The sequence below is a fragment of the Dyella sp. CR10 genome, assembly GCF_055814425.1.
The window spans coordinates 4,301,785-4,320,897 of sequence record NZ_CP185986.1; the positions used below are offsets into that span (position 1 = coordinate 4,301,785).

Here is a 19,113-nt window from a genome sequence, read left to right on the forward strand (position 1 = left end):
CTCAGTGCGTCGATGCCTGGCGCAGGAACAGTTCTTCCAGGTTCCGTTCCTCGCTCGCTTCGGCCTGGCCGCGCCTCTCGCGCAGCCACTCTTGTTTCATCTGGTCCACCGCGTCGAGCTTGTTGTGCGCGCGCCGCCATGCGGCGGCGGCCAGCTCCAGCGCAGCCTGCGTCTCGGCGGCCGCCTGAACGCACACCTCCAGCTCGCCCTGGCGCTGCACGATCTGCTGGTCCAGCAGGGCGAGATGGCGCTCGTAGCGGTCCATCGCCAGCGCCGTCGGCGTGCCGGCGGCAAACATGCCGCTCCACGCGCGCTCGGCGAAGTCCTGGCGCGCGAAGGTAGCCTGCCGCACGTGCTCTTCGGCGGTTTCGCGTGCCCGCTCGGCAACGGCGTGGCGCTCGCGGCACTGCTGCAGCGCGCTTTCCAGCGCGCGCAGGCGGATGCCGCGCACCGTGCGCAGCGGTTCCAGCGGAAACGTGCCGCTGCTCATGTGCACACTCCGGTCAGGCGCGTGCGCGTGCCGGCGAAATCGGCGGCCTCATGCGTGCCCTGGCGCAATAGCTGGTTGATCGCGTCGATGCGCGCAATGGCCGTATCGGCGTCGCGATCGCCGCCGGGCTTGTACTCGCCCAGCTGCAGCAACATCTCGATCTCGCGGTACTTGCTCACATAGCGACGCAGCAACGCGGCAGCGCGCTGGTGCGCGGGCTGCGTGACGCGCGGCATCAGGCGGCTCGCGCTGGTCAGCACGTCGATCGCCGGGTAATGCCCGGACTGCGCGAGGCGACGCGACAGATAGATATGACCGTCGAGGATCGAGCGCACTTCCTCGGCGATCGGATCGCTGCCGTCCTCGTCTTCCATCAGCACGGTGTAGAACGCGGTGATCGCGCCCTTGTCATTGGTACCCGCACGCTCGAACAGACGCGGCAGCGCGGAAAACACCGATGGCGTGAAGCCGCGCCGCGACGGCGGCTCGCCCATCGCCAGGCCAACGTCGCGCAGGGCACGGGCGAAGCGCGTGATCGAATCCATCATCAGCAGCACGTTCATGCCGCGATCGCGGAAGTACTCGGCGATGGCGGTGCCCAGCCAGGCGACACGGCTGCGTTCCAGCGCAGGACGATCTGAGGTGGCACATACCACCACGCTGCGCTTGAGTCCTTCCTCGCCAAGGCTGTCGTGCAGGAACTCGCCCACTTCGCGGCCACGCTCGCCCACCAGCACGATGACGTTGACGTCCGCCTGGGCGTTGCGCGCCAGCATGCCGAGCAAGGTGCTCTTGCCGCCGCCGGCGACGGCGAAGATGCCGGTGCGCTGGCCGCGGCCGATGGTCAGCGCGGCGTCGATCGCGCGCACGCCGGTGGGCATGGCTTCGTCGATCGCCTGGCGACTCAGCGGATTGGGCGAAGCGGCGTACAGCGGTACGCGTTCCACGTGCTCCAGCGGACCCAGCCCGTCCAACGGGTCGCCGTGCGCATCGATCACGCGTCCGAGCAGGCTCATGCCCGCCGGCGCGGTGGCCTGCTTGCCGGTGGCCGTCACGGTGGTCGCGGTGGAGATGCCTTCGAGCGGACCCAGCGGCGTCAGCAGCGTCTGATGCTGCGACACGCCCACCACTTCCGCCGGCAGGGAGAAATCGCTGTCGGCCTGCTCCAGCAGGCACAGCTCGCCGATCGCCGCACGCACGCCGGTGGCGCGCACCAGGGTGCCGTAGGCCTCGGCCACGCGGCCTACGCGCTGCAGCGTGTCGCGCCGGCTCAGCGCGCGCAGCAGCGGATCGTCCGCGGGCACGACGATGGGTTCAGGCGTCGGACCGTTCACGGCGTCCTCCGCTCTGCTCGGCGGCGGCGAGGATCACGCGCGCCTGTTCGAGTTGTTCGTTGAAACCGGCGCGGACCATGCCGCCGGCGGATTCGATGATGCAGTCGAAGCGGTCCAGCTCGGGGTCGCCGATGATCTCGGTATCCGGCGCCGCCGCCGCACCCAGCGCGGCCACTTCGGCGCGCGCCTGCTCGGCCACGTCCGGATGCACTCGCACCAGCAGGTGCGGTTCGAAGACCAGTTTCTGCATTGCCTCGGCCACCAGCGCGGCGACCAGCCGCTCCGCGCCGATCGCCGGCGCGATGTGCTTGACCACGGCAATGGCGATTTCGCTGGCGCGACGGCGCAGCTCCACGGTGGCGGCGGCTCGTGCCACCACCAGCGCTTCCAGTGCCCGCGCGCAATCGCGCAGGCCACGCTCGCGGCCTTCCACCAGGCCTTCGAACTTCGCCTGCGCGCGGATCTGCTCCACTTCCGCCTGCGCCTGGCGCAGGATCGCGTTGGCCTCGTCCAGGATGCGCTGGGCTTCCTGCAGCGGCGCCCAGGCGGCGGCGGGTACCACGCCCGCATCCAGATGCAGCAGGAAGCGCTGCTGGTCGACGAACATCACCTGCGCGTTCATTCGGGCTGCGCCTCCGTCGCGGACTCGTCGGCCGGCGGCGCGACGCGCGCAGCCAACAGCGCCGGCACGGTGCCGGCCGGCAGCCAGGCCTCCTTCGCGCAGGGCAGCGCCGGCGCCGTGGCATAGGCCAGCGCCAGGCGCTCGGCGAGCCGCGCGTCGCGGCGGCCCGCGTGGCCCAGGAATTCGATCTTGCCTCTTTCAGCGACCGCATCGCGTAGCGCCGCCGCGTCGCGCTCGCAGCGCTGGATCAGCGCGCGCCCCATGTTCCGCACCGCCTCCGGCGCGGGCCCGCGCCAGGGATCGGCGGCCTGTGCGCGGCGGCAGTCGTCCAGACCCAGCGCCTCGCGCAGGAACAGTACCTCGCCACGCTCCACCGTGACGCGCACGGCCGGACCCAGCGCGATCGCGCCGAGCTCGCGAGTGAAGGCGTCCAGCGCGGATTGCGGCCAGAACAGCCAAGGCTCTTCCACCGCCCAGGCCTCCCAGCGTTCATGACCCGGCGCGAACACCCGTGGCTGTGCGCGCAGGGCCGCTCGCGCCAGATGGCGGCGGCCCAGGGGCGACGTGCGGGCGCGCTCGAGCAACGCCGCTGGCGGGGCGCCGCAATGCGCCGGATGCAGGCCATCCAGCGCGGCCTGCGCGTGGCTCCGGCGCAGGGCGCATTCAGCGCTCACCGGAAGCCTCACGCCGCATCACCGCGCGCGATGGATGCCCCATCAACGCACCGCGATTGCGCCACAGCAGCAGGCCGGCCAGCAGCACCGCCAGTGCCGCGAAACCAATCAACAGCAGCGAAGCGACGTCGCCGCGCATGCCGCCGGCGATCACGCCGACTCGCGCCGGGGCAGCCGGTACCTCGCTCGGCGCGCGCTGGAAGAACTCCACCGTCACGCGGCTGGGATCGGTTAGCCCTTCGGTGCCGGTCATCACCGCTGCCTTGATGTCCGGTGCGCGGCTTTCGATGCCGGCGTTCGGACGGGCGATGATTACCACCGACGCCGAGCCGCTGACCGGCTTGTCGTCGATCGGGCTCTTGTCGGGAATGGACAGGTAAACGTACGCATCCACCACGCCGTCGAACTGGCGCAACGTGTTGCCCAGCTGCTGCTCGCGCGCGTAGATGAAGCGCTGCTTGTCCTCCATCGGCGAGGACACGAAGCCGTCCTTCTTGTACATCTGCGCGATATTGGTGATGCCCTGGTGCGGCAAACCGGCGTCGCGCAGCACGGCTACCGCCGCCGGCATGTCGTGACGGTCCAGCAGCACCTGCCAGCCTTCGCCGCGCTCAGCCGGCCGCTTCTGCGCATCGATGCCGGCATTGATCAGCGCGGCCACCACTTCGTTGGCCTGCTGTTCGTCGAGCTTGGTGTACAGCACGTCGCGGCTGCATCCGGCCAGCAGCCCCAGCACACAGGCCAGGGCCGCCAGCCGCAGCGCCATCATCGCGAAACGCTTCGCCATCGCGGAGGCCTCAGGATTGCTGGCGGAACAGCTGCTGCACGCCTTCCGAACTGCGGTTGGCGACGTTGCTGGTCAGCTCGGCCTGGAACACCAGCTCATGGCACTTCAGGGTCATGTCGATCACCTGGCTGGGCGACAGGTCGCGGCCGTTGGCCTTCATCGCTTCGGACAGCCGGCCCAGTTCGTTGGCCCGCCCGTTGAGCGAGTCGAACTGGTTCAGTACTGCCTTGAAGCCCGGCGACAGCTCCTGCGGCACCGGTTTGACCTGTTCGGCCTGCACGGCATTGGCCGGCGCGGCGTCGGCGAAGCTCTGGCGGAACTTCGCCACGTCGTCGACGTGCGCCGGCGTGACCGCCTTCGGCTCGGTGGGTGCGAACTGGCCCACGTTGACCATCTGGGTGGGTAGCACGTTCATGGTTCTCGTTCTCCTGGCGCGCGGCCGGATTACTGCTTGCGTCCGAGAGTTTCCAGCGCCTGGCCCACCGCATTGTTGGAGGTGGCCGCGTTGGTCGACAGGAACTGCATCTTCAGGCTCTCGGCGGTCAGCTGGGTCATTACCGAAGGCTGGTCCGAACCGTTCTCGCTGACCTGCGCGGACAGCTCGGTGACCTTGGACGCCTGATGGTCCAGCGCATTGCCCCATGCCTTGGCCATGGCTTCGAACCAACTCTTGGACTGGTCGTCGCTGACCGTGCGGCCAGCCGCTGCGGCGCCGCCGGCGATGGTGGTGTTGATGGTGGGGAACTGGCTGCTGCCGCCCGTGCCGTTGATGGTGTTGTTGCTGCTCATGCTCGTCTCCTGCTTGTGTTGAGGGTGGAGCCGCGCCGCGACGGTGGACTCCGTTGACGGACCTCGCGGCCCGCCTGCTGCTCGCTTCACTGTCGGCCCGTAGCCGGGGCCTTCGCTTCCGTCGTTGCGATGGTTTTGCCGGCCGGTAAGGCCGGCTCCTGCGCCGAGGCCGCCGACGCCGGTTCGGCCGGCGGCAGCAGCACCGTCGCAGCCGCTTCATCCAGCGGCTGCGGGGTCTGGTAGTCGTCGGCACGGTTCAATTGCATGTAGCGGTTGTCCGGCATGCGCATGAGGATGGCGCCCTCGGCGCTGACGGCGAGGAACACGCCGCCCTGCGGCAGCTTGTTCCCTACGTAGTAGCGCGACTCGTCGCGCGTCACGAGATACGGATCGCGCCCGCCCACGACGTGGCGAACGCGCTTGCCAGGGTCGGGTTTGACCGGCTCCGGTGCGTGCTCGTCGTAGTTCTTCAGCGCCAAGGTCAGGCCGAGCGCCTCGGTGTTGAGGTTCTGCATGTCGTTCGAGCCGAGTACGTCCTTGGTGGCTTTCGCACCCTTGGCCGCATCACCGAAATGCCCGGCGACTTCGATACCGCCCTGGTCGAGCAGCGTCGTCTCCACCGTGTAGCCGTGCATGGCGAAAATGTCGTTGACCTGCTTGGCCACGCTGGGCCAGTCGCGCACGGTCAGCTCGGTGACCAGGCCCGACTCGGACAGCTTGCGCTTGAGCTGCGGCAACTGCGCGGCATTGCCTACCACGCCGCGCACCACCACCCGACCACCTTCGCCGGCCAGCGCGCTGACATGACGCAGCGAGAGGCCGCGCAGGATGCCGCGCACCTGGTCCAGCTGGTCGGCCATGCTTATCGCGCGTACCGGCACGGATGGATGGGTAACTTTCCAGCTGCCCACCAGCACCAATGCCGCCACCGCCAGCAGCAGCCCGGCCATGGCGAGCACGCCGCGGCGGCGACCGGCCAGCTGGCGCTCGGTCATGGCCGGCATGGCTGTGCCGCCGACATCGGCCAACGCCTGCCAGCGTTCGCTCCAGTGCGGACCGACCGCGAACTGCACCTCGCCCAGGCGCACCACGGCGAAGTGCTCCAAGCTCACGTTCTCGCCCACCGCGATGCGGCCGTCGTGCGTTTCCACCTCGCCATCCATCGCACGCAGCAACACCTGGTCGCCGACCACGGTAAGCACACAATGATGATTGGCGATGCCGCTGTCGCTGAGGATCAGATCGCAGTCGTCGGCCTGGCCGATCATCAGGATGCCGCGTTGCGGCAGGCGGATCTCCGCACCCGCGTGCAAGCCGCTGAACACGCGCAAGGCCAGCTGCACTTTCGGCGGCTGGCTCGCGCGGTTTCTGGTGGCCGGCAGGGCGCTCATGTCATGTCATTCCGGCAGGCGCTTTTTCGCAGCGGCGGGCGCCGGCGCGACCGGCACGTCCTGCACGACCACCGGCAATGGCGCCGGCTGCTGCACCTGGCTCTTCTTGTGGTTCCACCACGCCTCGTCGCTGGCCTGCTTCTTGTCGAGCTGTTCCTGGCTCTCCATGCTCACCTGCGGCGAGCTGGGTGTCTGCTGGCCGTTGATATGGTTGAGCATCACCAGGCGCGGCGTGATCAGGAACAGGCGCTCGGTGTGCTCGCGCTGCTTCTGCACCGTCTTGAACAGGTAACCCAGCAGCGGGATGTCGCCCAGCACCGGAATCTTGTGCTCATTGTTCTGCGACTGGTCCTGCACCAGGCCGCCCAGCAGCAAGCCCTGGCCATCCTGGATCACCGCCTGCGTATTGACGGCGTTCTGGCTGATGATGGGGTACCGGATGTCCTGCGCGTCCTTGGGCGAGTAGGTGATGTTGCCGTCTTCGATCTGCACCATCATGCGGATGTGCGAGGTGCCGTTCTCGGTGACCAGGTGAGGCGTGACGCGCAGCGTGGTGCCCGCGGTCACGTTGTACAGGTCGGAGTTGTAGGCACCGGAGACCGGCACGTACACCGTCTGGTTGCTCTGAATGATCGCCTCGGCGTCGTTCATGGTGATCACTTGCGGATGGGTGACCACGTGCGCGACGCCGTCGTCTTCCAGCGCATTGATGTTGGCCACGAACTTGGCCGGATTGCCCAGGATGGTGCCGATCTGCAGGCCATTGTTGAACAGGCTGGGCAGGCCGCTGGTGTCGCCCAGGCCGAGCGCGGCCAGCATCGCCAGCTTGGCGGTGGCGGCGTCCTGCGGAGTCTGGTTGCCGCTGAAGAAACCGACCGAGGTGCGGCGGTTGCGATAGAACCAGTTGATGCCCAGCTGACGCGCCTTGGACTTGTCCACATCGATGATCGTGGCTTCGATTTCCACCATCTGCGGCGGCACGTCGAGCTGGCGGATCAGCTCGTCGTACATCGGCAGCCGGTCGGGCGTGTCGCGCACGATGATCGCATTGCGGAAGCTGTCGGCGACGATGCGCGTATCCACGCCGCCGGCGACCGCTTCGATGCCGCCGCGCTGCGTGGTGGGCGCCAGCTGGGCATTGGGCGGCGTCAGGCCGTCGTCGCCGTTGTCCTGCGGCGGCACCGTGTAGTTGCCCAGCGGCGGCGGCGGTTGCTGGCCCTGACCGGCCAGGCCCTGGCCACGCAGGCCGCGCATGCGCGGCGAGGCGAGCCGCTCACTGGCGCCGCCGAACTGACCGTAACCGGGGTCGCCGACCAGCGCGCGCAGCACGCTGGCCACGCCGGGCACGGTCACCTGGCGATTGCCCAGGGTCATGGTGGTGTCCGAGGCCCAGGCGTACTTCAGCGAATAGAACTTGAAGCGGGTGGTCTCGTGCTGGCCCAGCCCGGCGATGGTCTGCGACATCTGCTTCACCTGCTCGGCGAAGCGCTTGGTGCCGGTGATGGTGACCAGGCCAGTCGTCGGCTCCAGCCGCCATACGTTGCCGGTCGCGGCATCGGCCCAGTTCACGCTGTTCATGGCGGAGATGAATTGCTGCTCCACCGGCAGCGGCACACTGGTGTAGTCGGTGACGCGCTCGGCATCGAGATAGACGTAGACGGCCGAACCGTCCCAGTAGGCCAGCAGGCCGTTGCTGTCGGCGATGCGGCGCCACACTTGCGCGTAGGTGCCCTTGAAGCTGCCGTTGATGGTGCCGTTGCGCGCAGCTACTTGCGGGCTCAGCACGACCTCCAGGCCCTGGTCGTGGAAGAAATCCGGGAGGATCTCGCGCAGCGTCTTGTCGGTCTGGATCTCCGTGGTGCTCTTCTTGAACGGAATCGCGGCTGCCTGCGCCAGCGTGGCGCATAGCATCAGGCCGAGCGCGACCAGACAGGCCATCGCCTGCCGCGTGCTCCTGCCGACCATCTTGCCCCTGTCATAGCCCATCTGTACGGGTTCCTTGCCTGTCGATGTAGTGGCCGCGCTCAGACGGCCAGTTGTCCCACCGGCACCAGACGCAGGTCGGGTACCAGCTCCTGATAAGAAAGCACCGGGATATCGGCGTACTCCGCCTCGGTGAGCTTGCGCAGGTGGCGGCGCACATCCATGGAGCTGAGCAGCACCATCGATGCGCCATGCTCGCCATGAGCGTGCTCGCCGATCTGTGTCAGCAGGCGTGCGGCCAGATCCGGTTCCACCGCCAGCTGCGTGCCGGCCGGCCCGGTATGGACCGAGCGGCGCAGGCGCTCCTCCAGCTCCGGACGCGCCACCAGCACGCGCAGCACGTGTTCGTTGTCCGCGTAGCGGTAGCTGAGGTGGCGACGCAGCGCCATGCGCACGTACTCGGCCACGAGCACGATGTCCTTCTCGCGACTGGCCGCGTCGGTGATCGCCTCAAACACGTCGCGCAGCTGGCGGATCGGCACGCGCTCTTCGACCAGACGCTTGAGTACTTCGGCCACGCGCTGCGGCGAGACAACGCGCAGCATCTCGCGCACCAGATCCGGATAGTCGCGGCTGAGCCCATTGGAAAGATTGGAGGTTTCCTGGATGCCCACGAACAGCGCGAGGTGGCGCTCCAGCGCCATGCGGATGTGTTGGTGCAGCATCTCCGGCGCTTCCAGCGCCTTGGCCTGGCGCGCGCCATCGCGCGGCACCCAGCGGCCGGGAAAGCCGTTGATGCCCTCCGGCGCCAGCGCGCCCGGCTCGACGGACGGCGGCGGGGCGGGCAAGGCCGCGCGCCCGGGCAGGAACAGCTGGCCGGGACGGATCACGCCGTGAGCGATACGCACGCCATAGGCGTACAGCGCATAGCCGTACTCGGGCAGGTGCAGGCCCGCGCGCAAGGCCGGCTTGGGCAGCGGCACGCCGTACTCCTCGCGCAGGCTGCCCACCACCTGGCGGAACAGATTGCGCACCTGGGTGCTGCCCAGCGCCTGCAGCGCGGACATATGCACCTCCAGCATCAGCGGCGCCGACGGCAGCAGCACGTCGCTGTCGGCCACGTCCGGCGGCAGCAGCTCGGCCTGGCTTTCCGGCACTTTGAACAGCCGGCGCAGGAAACCCACGCGCTCGCGCATGCGCCAAGCGGCGAGGCCGACCAGGGCCAGGCCTAGCGGCAGGAACACCAGCGCGGGGAATCCCGGCACCAGCATCATACCTAGCGCGATGCAGCCGATGATCATCGTCACGCGCGGCTCGCCGGAGATCTGCCGCGCGATGATCGCGCCGAGGTTGCGGTCCTCCTCGTCGCCGGCCGTGCGCGTGACGATCAGGCCGGCGGAAATGGAAGCGAGCAGGGCGGGGATCTGCGCGACCAGGCCGTCGCCGATGGTCAGCACGCTGTACGTATGGACGGCATCGCCCAGGCTCATGCCATGCATCATCACGCCGACGCCCAGACCGCCCAGCAGGTTGATCACGATGATCACGATGCCGGCGATGGCATCGCCCTTGACGAATTTCATGGCGCCGTCGAGCGAGCCGTGCAGCTGGCTCTCGATCTCCAGCAGGCGACGGCGACGGCGCGCCTCGTCCTTCTCGAGCAGCCCTGAACGCAGATCCGAATCGATCGACAGCTGCTTGCCGGGCATCGCATCCAGCGAGAAGCGCGCCGCCACTTCGGCCACCCGCTCGGCGCCCTTGGCCACCACGATGAACTGCACCACCGTGATGATCAGGAACACCACCAGGCCGACGATCAGGTTGCCGCCCACCACCATATTGCCGAAGGTGTCGATGATGTGGCCGCCATCCGCATTGAGCAGGATCGAGCGGGTGATGGCGATCGACAGCGCCAGGCGGAACAATGTGGTCAGCAGCAGCACGCTGGGGAAGCTGGAGAACGCCACCGGCGCGGGAATATAGATGGCGATCAGCAGCAGGCCGACGCCGATGAGCATGTTGAGCGCGACCAGCGCATCGATCGCCACCATCGGCAGCGGCAGGATCATCAGGCCGATGATTGCCACCACGCCGGCAACCAGCACCAGGTCGCTGTAACTGCGCGAGCCGCCGGCGCCGGGCGCCAGCCGCGAGAGAATGGCTTCAAGCGCCATGGCACACCACTGCGGCACGCAGCGCACGGCCGCCGTCGCGCATCGCGACGCGATCACCGGCGACTCGCCACCTTGTTGGTCTCGCCACGCTAACCACGAATACCACTCCGGCAACCGGACACACTCGTCCCATGAGCGAATGGAAACGCCCTTTCCACTGCCGTTGCCGATGACGCCGCGCATGAAAACGCGCGATCCACTTCAGCCTTACGCCCCCTGTCGGCGCTCGGTGAAGTGGCAACCTACCAGTACCCCCGAAAATCGGTACCTAGGGAAAACCCTAGGTTTTTGGATTCACTTTCGTGAAAATGAAATTCACATGCGCCATATAATCGAAACGTTCGCTTGAATCACGCCCTCATCGTGATTTTCATCACGCTATTTCGCATTGTCATCACGCCGTAATTCGGCAATCAGTTCTACCCGGTTCGCGGTGACCCCCAGCACCAGCCTGCGCTCGGCCGCATCCAGCACCACGACCCGCTCGCGCGCGCCCACGGCCACCGCCTGCACCACTTTGAGAGGGCCGCCCGTGCCGCGCAGGGACTGCCCCTTGCGCAACCACCAAAGCCATCCGAGCAGGGCCGCGCTGACCGCAACGAGCGGTAATAAAAGGCCCAGCCAGAGACTGCCGCCTTCCGGCGTATCGGCGGCGAATGCGACGGTCGGCCAAGATAATCCGGCCATGACGTTGCGCAGTAATCTCTTCATGGCATTATTCCTATTCGAAACACATTGAAACTTGGCCGCTGTGTCGATCGTCAGGGGGACGAGCCGCGACACGCGAGACAAATCAGGAACCGTCACGATGCCTGTGACCCGGATCGACCGCAAGCCGACCTCCGCAGGGACTGCGGTCGTCGAGGCAACGCACGGATACGCATGGATCGATGCGGTGCCGTGGCCTTGCATCGTGCTCGATCGCCGCAGCGGCAGCGCGCTCGCGCACAACGATGCCTTCCGCCTCGAATTCCCGCAGTTCGACGGCGCGCCGTCGCGCGAGCGATTCGATGCCGCTTTCGAGGGCACCTGCGGCCAGGGCGGCAAGCCGATCTACTACGCCGCGCAGACACGGCGCTGGTACCGCATCGAGAACGGCCAGCCACCGTCGGGGGCGCCGGCCGAAGCCTTGTTCATCACCAACATCAGCGAGTGCATCGACCTGTTGCGCCGCCACCAGGCGCAGCACGAACAGCTGCTGTCGACTTCGCGCATGATGAGCGTGGGCGAGATGGCCACCACGCTGGCGCACGAGCTCAACCAGCCGCTGGCGGCGGCGGTCAATTACCTCACCGGCTGCGAACAGCTGGCCGACGGCGGCGGGAACGCTCACCTGCTGCAGGGCATCCGGCTGGCGCGACGGCAGACCGAACGCGCGGCGCAGATCATCGGAAGCATCCGCGAGTTCGTGCGCAGCCGCGAGCCACACCGGCAGATCCTGGACGCGCGCGCGCTGGTGCACGGCGTCACCGAGCTGCTGCGGCTGGAAGCCGAGCAATTCCAGGTAGCCATCGTCAACGCGCTTCCGGACGATCTCCCGCCGATCTTCGCCGACCGGGTGATGATCGAGCAGGTGTTGCTCAACCTGATCAAGAACGCGATCGAGGCAATGCGCGAGACGCCCCCGGCACGACGCAGCATCTGCGTCACCGCGCGGCTGGATTACGACGGCATGGTGGAGATCCGCGTGGTCGACCAGGGCTGCGGCCTCGGCGCCGCCGACATGCAACGGCTGTTCACTCCGCTGTACACCACCAAGCCGGACGGCCTGGGCATCGGCCTGGCCATCTGCCGCTCGATCGTCGAATACCACGAGGGACGCCTGTTCGCCGAGCCGAATCCGGAAGGACACGGCGGCTGCGCCATGGTGTTCACCGTGCCACGAGGGAACGCTGCATGACTTCCGCCAATGGCACCCGCATCTACCTGGTGGACGATCACCAGGAGTTTCGCGATTCCTGTGTCTGGATCCTGGAGCAGACCGGTTTCGAGGTGCACGCTTTTCCCAGCGCCGAGGCGCTGCTGAAGGAACTGTCCCGCACCGCGCCGCCCGCGCGCAGCTGCGTGGTCAGCGACATCCGCATGCCCGGCATGAGCGGGCTGGAGCTGCAGAGCGAGCTCAATCACCGCGGCCTGTCGCTGCCACTGATCTTCGTCACCGGCCATGGCGACGTGCCGCTGGCGGTGGATGCGATGCGCCACGGTGCGGCCAACTTCATCGAGAAACCCTTCGATGCGCCCTTGCTGATCGAGGCGATCCAGGGCGCGCTGTCGGCGCATGCGCCGCAGGCGGCGTCCGGCGCGCTGGCCAACCTCACGCGGCGCGAGCGCCAGGTACTGGACGGCATCATGAGCGGCAAGCTCAACAAAGTGATCGCGGATGACCTGAAGATCAGTCCCAAGACGGTGGAACTGCATCGGGCCAACCTGATGGCGAAGCTCGGCGCACACAACGTGGTCGAGCTGACGCGCGCCGTGCTGGGCCAGGGCTGACGTGGCGACCGTGGAGGCCGTAACGGCCGCGGTACCACCGGGCGATGGCCTGCTTGCCGCCGCCCGCGCACTGCTCGCGCGCGGCAACGTGCTGGCACAGTCGCTGGCGACGGGCACGCTGACACTGCATGCCGGGCGCGGCCAGCGCCATGCCGCCGGACTGCCCTGCGTTCGCCTGGACCACACCGGCGGCTCGGCGTGGCTCGCGCTCGAACAGGAACAAGGACCCAGTCCGCTGGGCGATGCACGCTGGCAGGACTATGACGGCGATGCGCGCCTGCTCGCATGGTCTCTCTCGCACGAATCCTGCGTCGCCGCGTTGGCTGGCCTGCTCGGCCAGGAGCTGCTGCCGGCGGCGTTCCTGCCGCTGGGCGGCGAGCGCGACAAGCTGTGGCTGGGTGTCGCCTGGCAGGACCACGACGGCGCCGCCGCGCGCGGTTGGGTGGGGCTGGGCGAAGCGGATCTGCGCGCACTGGCGGCGCGGCCAGGCTGGACCCGCGATCCGGCCTATCCCGCCCTGCTCGGCGACGTCGCCTCGCTCACGCTGCGCCTGGTGATTCCCGGCCGCACGCTAGATGCGGGCACGATCGGCACGCTTAAACCCGGCGACGTGCTGGTGGTGGGCCAGGAGGCCGATTGCGAAGCACGCTTGCAGCCGGACGACGAAGCCGCGCGCCACGTGTTCGGCTTGCCCGAGGGCTGGGCCGTGCAGCGCCTGCAGGGCGAATGGACGGTGTCGCCGCGCCCGTTGCTGACGGTAGGCAATGACACCTCGCGCCCGCTGTTCCTGCTGACCCGTCTCAGCCTCGCTCTCGATGAACTGGGCGCGCTGCGCCCCGGCAGCGTGCTCGCCCACGACGGCGCGCTGATCGGTGCCACCGTGGGGATCATGCTCGGCGGACGGCGTTTCGGCGAAGGCACGGTGGTGCGGCTGGGCGAGTGGCTGGGCGTACGTATCGCACAGAGGGAAGGTGAGCATGGACTTCAATAGCTTCTCGCCCGCGCTCGTCATCACCATGGTGGTGGCGCTGGCGATGGCGCCGTTCGTCGCGGTGATGGTCACCTCGTTCACCAAGATCGTGGTGGTGCTCAGCCTGCTGCGCAACGCGCTCGGCCTGCAGCAGGTACCGCCGAACGTGGTCATCAACGGGCTGGCGATCATCCTGTCGATCTACGTGATGAACCCGGTGATGAGCGACAGCTTCCGCGACGTGCAGGCGCAGATGAGCACGCAGGCGCCGGGACCGATGACCATGGAGAAGCTCGGCCAGCTGGTGCAATCGGGCAAGGAGCCGTTGCGGCGGTTCCTGATCCGGCACAGCAACGAAGGCGAGCGGGCCTTCTTCCTGCAGAGCGCCAAGCGGCTGCTGCCGCCGGACCGGCAGGCCGAACTGAGCGCCGAGGATTATCTGGTGATCGTGCCGGCGTTCACCGTGAGCGAACTGACCCAGGCCTTCCAGATCGGCTTTCTCTTGTTCCTGCCGTTCCTGGTGATCGACCTGGTGGTGTCCAACATCCTGCTGGCGATGGGCATGATGATGCTTTCGCCCACCATGGTATCGCTGCCGTTCAAGCTGCTTCTATTCGTGCTGCTCAGCGGCTGGGCCAAGCTCGTCCACGGCCTCGTGATGACGTACCAATAGGAGGGCTGGCCCATGTTCGATCAGGAAATCCAGCTCGCCCGCGAAGCCCTCTGGCTGGTGCTGGTGCTGTCCGCGCCGCCGATCATCGCGGCGGCCATCGCCGGCCTGCTGGTCGCCTTCCTGCAGGCGGCCACGCAGATCCAGGAGCAGACCTTTCCCTATGCGGTGAAATTCGTGGTGGTGGTGATCGCGCTGCTGGGCACCGCGGCGATGCTCGGCGGCACGCTCTACAAGTTCGCGGACCGGCTGTTCAGCGGGTTCCCCGGCATGCTGCATTGAGCGCGCGATGACTGGGGATGTCTTCTCCGTCCAGTACCTGGGCGACCAGCTCACCGGCGTGGCGCTGACCTTGCCGCGCATCGTCGCAGCCTTCCTCGTGCTGCCGCTGATGACGTCGGAAACGGTGCCGGCGCTGGTACGCAACAGCTTCTACGTGAGCCTGGCGATCCTGGCCTATCCGCTGGCTGCCGCGGCCAGTCCGACCATGACGGTGATGACCGGCACCAACTGGATCGCCGTGCTGGGCAAGGAAGTCTTCATCGGCCTGCTGATCGGCTTCTGCTTCGGCATGGTGTTCTGGGCACTCGGTGCGGCGGGCGCGGTGATGGATACCAAGGCCGGTTCGTCCATGGCGATGGACATGGACCCGATCGCCGGCCAGCAGAGCACGCTGACCAGCGTGTTCCTGATGCAGCTGGCGACGTGGCTGTTCATGGTGAGCGGCGCGTTCACCGTATTTCTGGATCTGCTGATGTCCAGCTACGCACTGTGGCCGGTAGCCAGCATGCTGCCGCCGCTGAAGGCCGGCGGCATGAACTTCTTCGTCGGGCAGTTCAGTTATTTCATGACCGCGGTGCTGGTGCTGTCGGCGCCGGCGCTGGTGGTCATGACGCTGGTGGACCTTGCGCTGGGCCTGGTGAACCGCTATGCGCAGCAGCTGAATGTGTTCTCGCTGGCGATGCCGATCAAGGCCTGGCTCTCCAGCTGGGTGCTGCTGCTGGCGCTGGGCGCGATGGTGGAAGTGGTGATGCGCAAGCTGTACGAGAATCGCGGATTGCTCAAGGCGCTGCAGGCGATTCTCTAGCTCAGGCAATCCACCAGCTCACTTGCCGTCGCGCGACTCGCGGATCGACTCGGCCCAGCGCAGCAGCTCGGCGACCGCCTCGAAGAAATCGGACGGCAGGTAATCGTCCACCTCCACTTTCTCGTACAGGCCGCGCGCCAGCGTCACGTTGCGCATGATCGGCACGCCGGCCTCCTCGGCGGCCTGGCGGATCAGCGCCGCTTCGTGATCCTCGCCCTTGGCCACGATCACAGGCAGATCATCTTCGCCCTGCTGGTAGCGGATCGCCACGGCCAGGTGAGTGGGGTTGGTCACCACCACGCTGGCGCTGCGCACGCCGGCCAGTGTGTTCTGCTGCGACCACTCCTGGTGCAGCTGGCGCCGGCGGCCCTTGATCATCGGGTCGCCCTCGTTGTCCTTGAGCTCCTGCTTGATCTCGCGGCGACTCATTTTCATTTTCTTGGTGTACGCATAGCGCTGGTAGAACGCATCCAGCACCGAGACGAAGAAGAAGACGAAGATCACCCCCGCCGCCAGCCGCTTGACCGCCACCCAGTGCGCTTCGCCCATCGCCTCGGGCGAGGCGTACGGCAGATGCACGAACTGGCCGATCAGGTCGAACAACACCCAGGCGAACAGGCCGATCAGCAGACCGCTCTTGGCGACGGCCTTGATCACCTCGACCAGGTTCTCCTGCGAGAACAGCCGCTTGATGCCTTCGGCCGGATTCAGGCGGCTGGCGTCGGGCTTGAGCTTCTTGGGCGCGAACACCGGGCCCACCTGGAGGAATTCCACCATCACGCCGATCGCCACCGCACCGAGCAGGAAGGGCAGGGTGAGCCAGACGAAACCCTCCAGGGTGGCCAGCCCCACCGTGTGCAGGGCCTGGCCAAATGGCTGATTGAGGCCGAGCAGGGCGGTATCGAACAATCCGGTGAGGCGGGCACGGATCAACGGCATGCCCATCATGATCATCAACAGCCAGGCCAGCACCAGTACCGTACTGGTCAGCTCGCGACTCTTGTGGACGTCGCCTTCCTTGCGGGCGTCGCGCAGACGTTTCGGAGTCGGTTTTTCGGTGCGGTCACCGCTGTCCTTGTTCTGTCCGGCCATGAAGGATTCGCCTAGCTAGTACGCGTCGCGTCAACTCATGCTACGACCATGCGTTGGCACGGCACCGTGAACTAGTGTGGAGAGGCCCGCGAGCCCCGGCCACCTAGGGATTACCCCAGCTGATTCAGCTCCGTGCGAGACCTAGACTGATGCCAAGCATCGAACCCACCATAGGTGCCATGAACCTTGCCGAGCTCCAGTCGCGTCCGCTAGCGCCATCCCTCGACGGGATCGGCGGCGCGTCCGCGCTGATCGGACAAGGCTTGGCGCAGCGTCTGCCTGCCAGCCACGGCAACCAGCTGCTGGGCCTGGACGTGTGGGCCGGCACCAGCGCCGCCGAGCGCCTGCTGGGACAGGCCGCGGGTGCGAGCCAGCGGGCGGACGGCGCGCATCTGGATCAGATCGTCAGCCACATCCTGGCCCCGCTCGGCTGAGCCGGCGACGCGCGCGCCCATGAGCGCCCAGCTCCAACCCCTGGCCGCTCCGTTGCTGGAAACGACCCGACGACTGGTCGGCGCCCTGCAGCACGAACCGTCTACCGATCTGCGCCTGGCCCTGGCCAAGCGCATGGTGCGTCAACTGGGCGACGACGCGTATCCGGTGTTCCTGAAGATCCTGATGATCGTCGCCGAAAGCGAGGATGCCGCCGCCAAGCAGCTGGTGGCCGACCTGCTGGCCGCCGCCGCGCAGCGCATGGATCTGCCCAGCGGGCCGCTGAGCGCCTGGGGCGGCTCCAGCGACGGCAGCGCGCCCGGCCCGTCGGGCCGGCGGCGCCTGCTCGGCCCCATCGAGTACCTGACCGTGTGGCATTGCCAGCAGACTCAGCGACCATTGCTGGAAGAAGCGCTCTACGCCGATGCGGTACGCAAACTGCTGGCCCTGTTCGATCTCAATCCGCAGTTGCGCTCGCTGTATGCGAGCAAGCTCGGCGCGGATGCGGGCAGCGAGCTCGAAGGCACATACACGCGCGACACGCGCGACATTCTCAATCGCCTTGCGCAGCGCTGGCAGCGGCCGGACAGCACGCCGGACGAAGTGGTGCGCGCCGCATTGCGCGGCGACGCACCGGACCTGCCCGTACCGCCGGGCTGGATCGTGCATCGCCTGTAGCATCAAAGCGCCTAGAGCCGCGTTACCGCCGCTTCGTTGGCACCCCACGAGGCCGCGTCCAGCTCGAAGCGACGAGCCGGTTTGCCGGCGTAATCGCAGCGTGCCGTTTCGCGGAAGCCGATGCGCGTGAGGATATGCGCGACCGCCTCGTTGTCCGGGTGGAAATAGCCCACCAGGCTCGGCAGGCCGAGCGCGGCGAACGCGTGGCGACACAGCAGCCGTCCACCCTCGATCGCATACCAGCGACCCCAGGCTTCGGGTTTGAGGCGCGCGCCGATTTCCACTTCGCCGCTCGCTTCCACCGGCATCAGCGAGAACGTGCCAATGAACTCGCCATCGGCCGTATCCGCCCGCCAGATGCCGAGGCCGCGGTGCTTTTCGTAGACCTGCTGCACCCAGGACACCAGCGCCGCCACCTCGAAAAAGCGGGTTGGACTTTCGTCCAGCAGCAAGGCCTGCACCTGCGGTTGGGCGTATAGACGGCTGAGCCATGGAATGTCCGCGAAGGTAAGCTCGCGCAACCGGATGCGCCTGCTTCGCGCCACTTCCACGCCAGCGCGACCCGGCGCCGCCGGACGCGCTGCGATGTGCCGTTCCGCCATTTCGCCCATGGCCGCCTGCTCGCTCTACCTGCGGCGACTCTCGCGCGCACGGCCGGCGTTGCCTAGCTGGGGATTTCCCTAGTTCGCGCCGAGATGTGCGCTACAGCGCGACGAAACCCTGCGAGGTCATTTTGATCGTGCGAAGGTTCACGCCCATTTTCTGCGCGGTGCTGTTCACGCCGTCCTGCAATCGAGCCAGACCCATCTGATCGCCCTTGCGCTGCAGCGCGTTGCGCGTGGAGGTCGCGATCATCGCCAGATAACCGAAGGTCTCGGCCATCTCCTGCTTCTGCGCGTCGGGCATCGCGGCGAAACGCGGATTGCCGGCAAGCGCGCGCTGCATGTTCCGCCGCACGGCATCGACACCATCGCGGTTCTGCGCCGCATCGCTGTTGTTCACCACGTCCCACGACAGCACCAGGTACGCGGTGAAAGCGTCGGCAACGTTGTGACTGTCGTAGCCGTGCTGGCGCAGCAACGCATCGAACTTGTCCAGTACGCCGTCGCGCACGAGGGCCTGCCGATAAGCGTCCGGCTGGCGGCCGCCGAATTGCCGTGCGATGCGCTCCAGCACCGCCTCGCTGACTTGCGAAGACGCGTGGAACTGCAACGCCGCGACGCTGGCTGCGCTCACCTGGCCCAGACCGCGCGAACCGCTGGAGCCCTGGCGCCCCTGCTGCAGGATCACGTCGCCCATCACGTTGGAGCCGATGATCCCGTTGTTGAGCACCATGCCCTGGCCCATGCCCACCGTGGCGCCGGCGTCGTACTGCGCGTGCGCGCAGGTCGCCAGGAACAGCAGCAGGATCGTGGTCGAAAACCTTTGCATAGGCACCTCTCCCGGAACGAAAACAGCGCGGGGGCATGGTAGCCCCCGCGCGTGAACGACCGGCGAAATCGCAAGC

22 protein-coding genes are annotated in these 19,113 nt (G+C 67.4%); 8 read left to right on the forward strand and 14 right to left on the reverse strand.

Translation table 11 applies throughout. The annotated features are described in order from the left end of the window. Position 1: 1 nt before the first annotated feature. The 11 genes from ACNR9O_RS19455 to ACNR9O_RS19505 form a co-directional block, all read right to left on the reverse strand. Positions 2–490, reverse strand: a complete 489-nt coding sequence (locus tag ACNR9O_RS19455) for a hypothetical protein (RefSeq protein WP_473685722.1) — start codon at positions 488–490, stop codon at positions 2–4. Further along, positions 487–1,794, reverse strand: coding sequence for a FliI/YscN family ATPase (locus tag ACNR9O_RS19460; protein WP_473700817.1), 1,308 nt, complete (start codon positions 1,792–1,794; stop codon positions 487–489). The genes ACNR9O_RS19455 and ACNR9O_RS19460 overlap by 4 nt, the downstream gene beginning before the upstream one ends. Positions 1,795–1,804: 10 nt before the next feature. Next, positions 1,805–2,446, reverse strand: coding sequence for a FliH/SctL family protein (locus tag ACNR9O_RS19465; protein ID WP_473685718.1), 642 nt, complete (start codon positions 2,444–2,446; stop codon positions 1,805–1,807). After that, positions 2,443–3,120, reverse strand: coding sequence for a hypothetical protein (locus tag ACNR9O_RS19470; RefSeq protein WP_473685716.1), 678 nt, complete (start codon positions 3,118–3,120; stop codon positions 2,443–2,445). The genes ACNR9O_RS19465 and ACNR9O_RS19470 overlap by 4 nt, the downstream gene beginning before the upstream one ends. Next, a complete protein-coding gene (gene sctJ, locus ACNR9O_RS19475) occupies positions 3,110–3,907 on the reverse strand; it encodes a type III secretion system inner membrane ring lipoprotein SctJ (protein ID WP_473685714.1) in 798 nt (265 codons plus the stop codon). Before sctJ ends, ACNR9O_RS19470 begins: the two co-directional genes overlap by 11 nt. Before the next feature lie 10 nt (positions 3,908–3,917). Beyond that, positions 3,918–4,322 carry a hypothetical protein gene (locus ACNR9O_RS19480; RefSeq protein ID WP_473685712.1) on the reverse strand — a complete coding sequence of 135 codons (405 nt, stop codon included), beginning with the start codon at positions 4,320–4,322 and terminating at the stop codon, positions 3,918–3,920. Positions 4,323–4,351: 29 nt separating this feature from the next. After that, positions 4,352–4,696 (reverse strand): hypothetical protein, encoded by a 345-nt coding sequence (locus ACNR9O_RS19485; RefSeq protein WP_473685710.1) that lies wholly within the window; start codon positions 4,694–4,696, stop codon positions 4,352–4,354. 86 nt (positions 4,697–4,782) lie between these two features. Continuing rightward, positions 4,783–6,087 carry a type III secretion system inner membrane ring subunit SctD gene (gene sctD, locus ACNR9O_RS19490; RefSeq protein ID WP_473685708.1) on the reverse strand — a complete coding sequence of 435 codons (1,305 nt, stop codon included), beginning with the start codon at positions 6,085–6,087 and terminating at the stop codon, positions 4,783–4,785. 6 nt (positions 6,088–6,093) lie between these two features. Then, on the reverse strand, positions 6,094–8,073 hold the full coding sequence (gene sctC, locus ACNR9O_RS19495; RefSeq protein ID WP_473685706.1) for a type III secretion system outer membrane ring subunit SctC: 1,980 nt from the start codon (positions 8,071–8,073) through the stop codon (positions 6,094–6,096). A gap of 38 nt (positions 8,074–8,111) precedes the next feature. Further along, positions 8,112–10,184 (reverse strand): type III secretion system export apparatus subunit SctV, encoded by a 2,073-nt coding sequence (sctV, locus tag ACNR9O_RS19500; RefSeq protein ID WP_473685704.1) that lies wholly within the window; start codon positions 10,182–10,184, stop codon positions 8,112–8,114. A 378-nt stretch (positions 10,185–10,562) separates the two neighbouring features. Further along, entirely contained in the window at positions 10,563–10,895 is a 333-nt protein-coding gene (locus ACNR9O_RS19505; protein ID WP_473685702.1) for a FliO/MopB family protein, read from the reverse strand. A 97-nt stretch (positions 10,896–10,992) separates the two neighbouring features. On the opposite strand from ACNR9O_RS19505, the gene ACNR9O_RS19510 reads away from it, so the two are divergent. Genes ACNR9O_RS19510 through sctT form a run of 6 tightly spaced genes read left to right on the forward strand, consistent with a single transcriptional unit; the run spans position 10,993 to position 15,404 of the window. Then, positions 10,993–12,084, forward strand: coding sequence for a sensor histidine kinase (locus ACNR9O_RS19510; RefSeq protein WP_473685700.1), 1,092 nt, complete (start codon positions 10,993–10,995; stop codon positions 12,082–12,084). Beyond that, positions 12,081–12,677 (forward strand): response regulator transcription factor, encoded by a 597-nt coding sequence (locus ACNR9O_RS19515; RefSeq protein ID WP_473685698.1) that lies wholly within the window; start codon positions 12,081–12,083, stop codon positions 12,675–12,677. The genes ACNR9O_RS19510 and ACNR9O_RS19515 overlap by 4 nt, the downstream gene beginning before the upstream one ends. Positions 12,678–12,687: 10 nt before the next feature. Further along, entirely contained in the window at positions 12,688–13,668 is a 981-nt protein-coding gene (locus ACNR9O_RS19520; RefSeq protein ID WP_473685696.1) for a FliM/FliN family flagellar motor switch protein, read from the forward strand. Continuing rightward, on the forward strand, positions 13,655–14,320 hold the full coding sequence (gene sctR / locus ACNR9O_RS19525; RefSeq protein ID WP_473685694.1) for a type III secretion system export apparatus subunit SctR: 666 nt from the start codon (positions 13,655–13,657) through the stop codon (positions 14,318–14,320). Before ACNR9O_RS19520 ends, sctR begins: the two co-directional genes overlap by 14 nt. A gap of 12 nt (positions 14,321–14,332) precedes the next feature. Continuing rightward, positions 14,333–14,599 (forward strand): type III secretion system export apparatus subunit SctS, encoded by a 267-nt coding sequence (gene sctS / locus ACNR9O_RS19530; RefSeq protein WP_473685692.1) that lies wholly within the window; start codon positions 14,333–14,335, stop codon positions 14,597–14,599. Positions 14,600–14,606: 7 nt separating this feature from the next. Next, positions 14,607–15,404, forward strand: coding sequence for a type III secretion system export apparatus subunit SctT (sctT, locus tag ACNR9O_RS19535; protein ID WP_473685690.1), 798 nt, complete (start codon positions 14,607–14,609; stop codon positions 15,402–15,404). Positions 15,405–15,422: 18 nt separating this feature from the next. Here the strand turns inward: sctT and sctU are convergent, their stop codons facing one another. Next, positions 15,423–16,496, reverse strand: coding sequence for a type III secretion system export apparatus subunit SctU (gene sctU / locus ACNR9O_RS19540; RefSeq protein WP_473685688.1), 1,074 nt, complete (start codon positions 16,494–16,496; stop codon positions 15,423–15,425). Between the two features lie 179 nt (positions 16,497–16,675). On the opposite strand from sctU, the gene ACNR9O_RS19545 reads away from it, so the two are divergent. After that, entirely contained in the window at positions 16,676–16,930 is a 255-nt protein-coding gene (locus ACNR9O_RS19545) for a hypothetical protein (RefSeq protein ID WP_473685686.1), read from the forward strand. 19 nt (positions 16,931–16,949) lie between these two features. Beyond that, positions 16,950–17,606, forward strand: a complete 657-nt coding sequence (locus ACNR9O_RS19550) for a hypothetical protein (RefSeq protein WP_473685684.1) — start codon at positions 16,950–16,952, stop codon at positions 17,604–17,606. A gap of 11 nt (positions 17,607–17,617) precedes the next feature. Here ACNR9O_RS19550 and ACNR9O_RS19555 read toward each other — a convergent pair whose 3' ends face one another. Together ACNR9O_RS19555 and ACNR9O_RS19560 are read right to left on the reverse strand one after the other, a co-directional pair. Further along, positions 17,618–18,217: a GNAT family N-acetyltransferase gene (locus tag ACNR9O_RS19555; RefSeq protein WP_473685682.1), complete on the reverse strand. Its 600-nt coding sequence runs from the start codon at positions 18,215–18,217 to the stop codon at positions 17,618–17,620. Between the two features lie 91 nt (positions 18,218–18,308). Continuing rightward, a complete protein-coding gene (locus ACNR9O_RS19560) occupies positions 18,309–19,037 on the reverse strand; it encodes a DUF6683 family protein (protein ID WP_473685680.1) in 729 nt (242 codons plus the stop codon). Positions 19,038–19,113 lie beyond the last annotated feature (76 nt).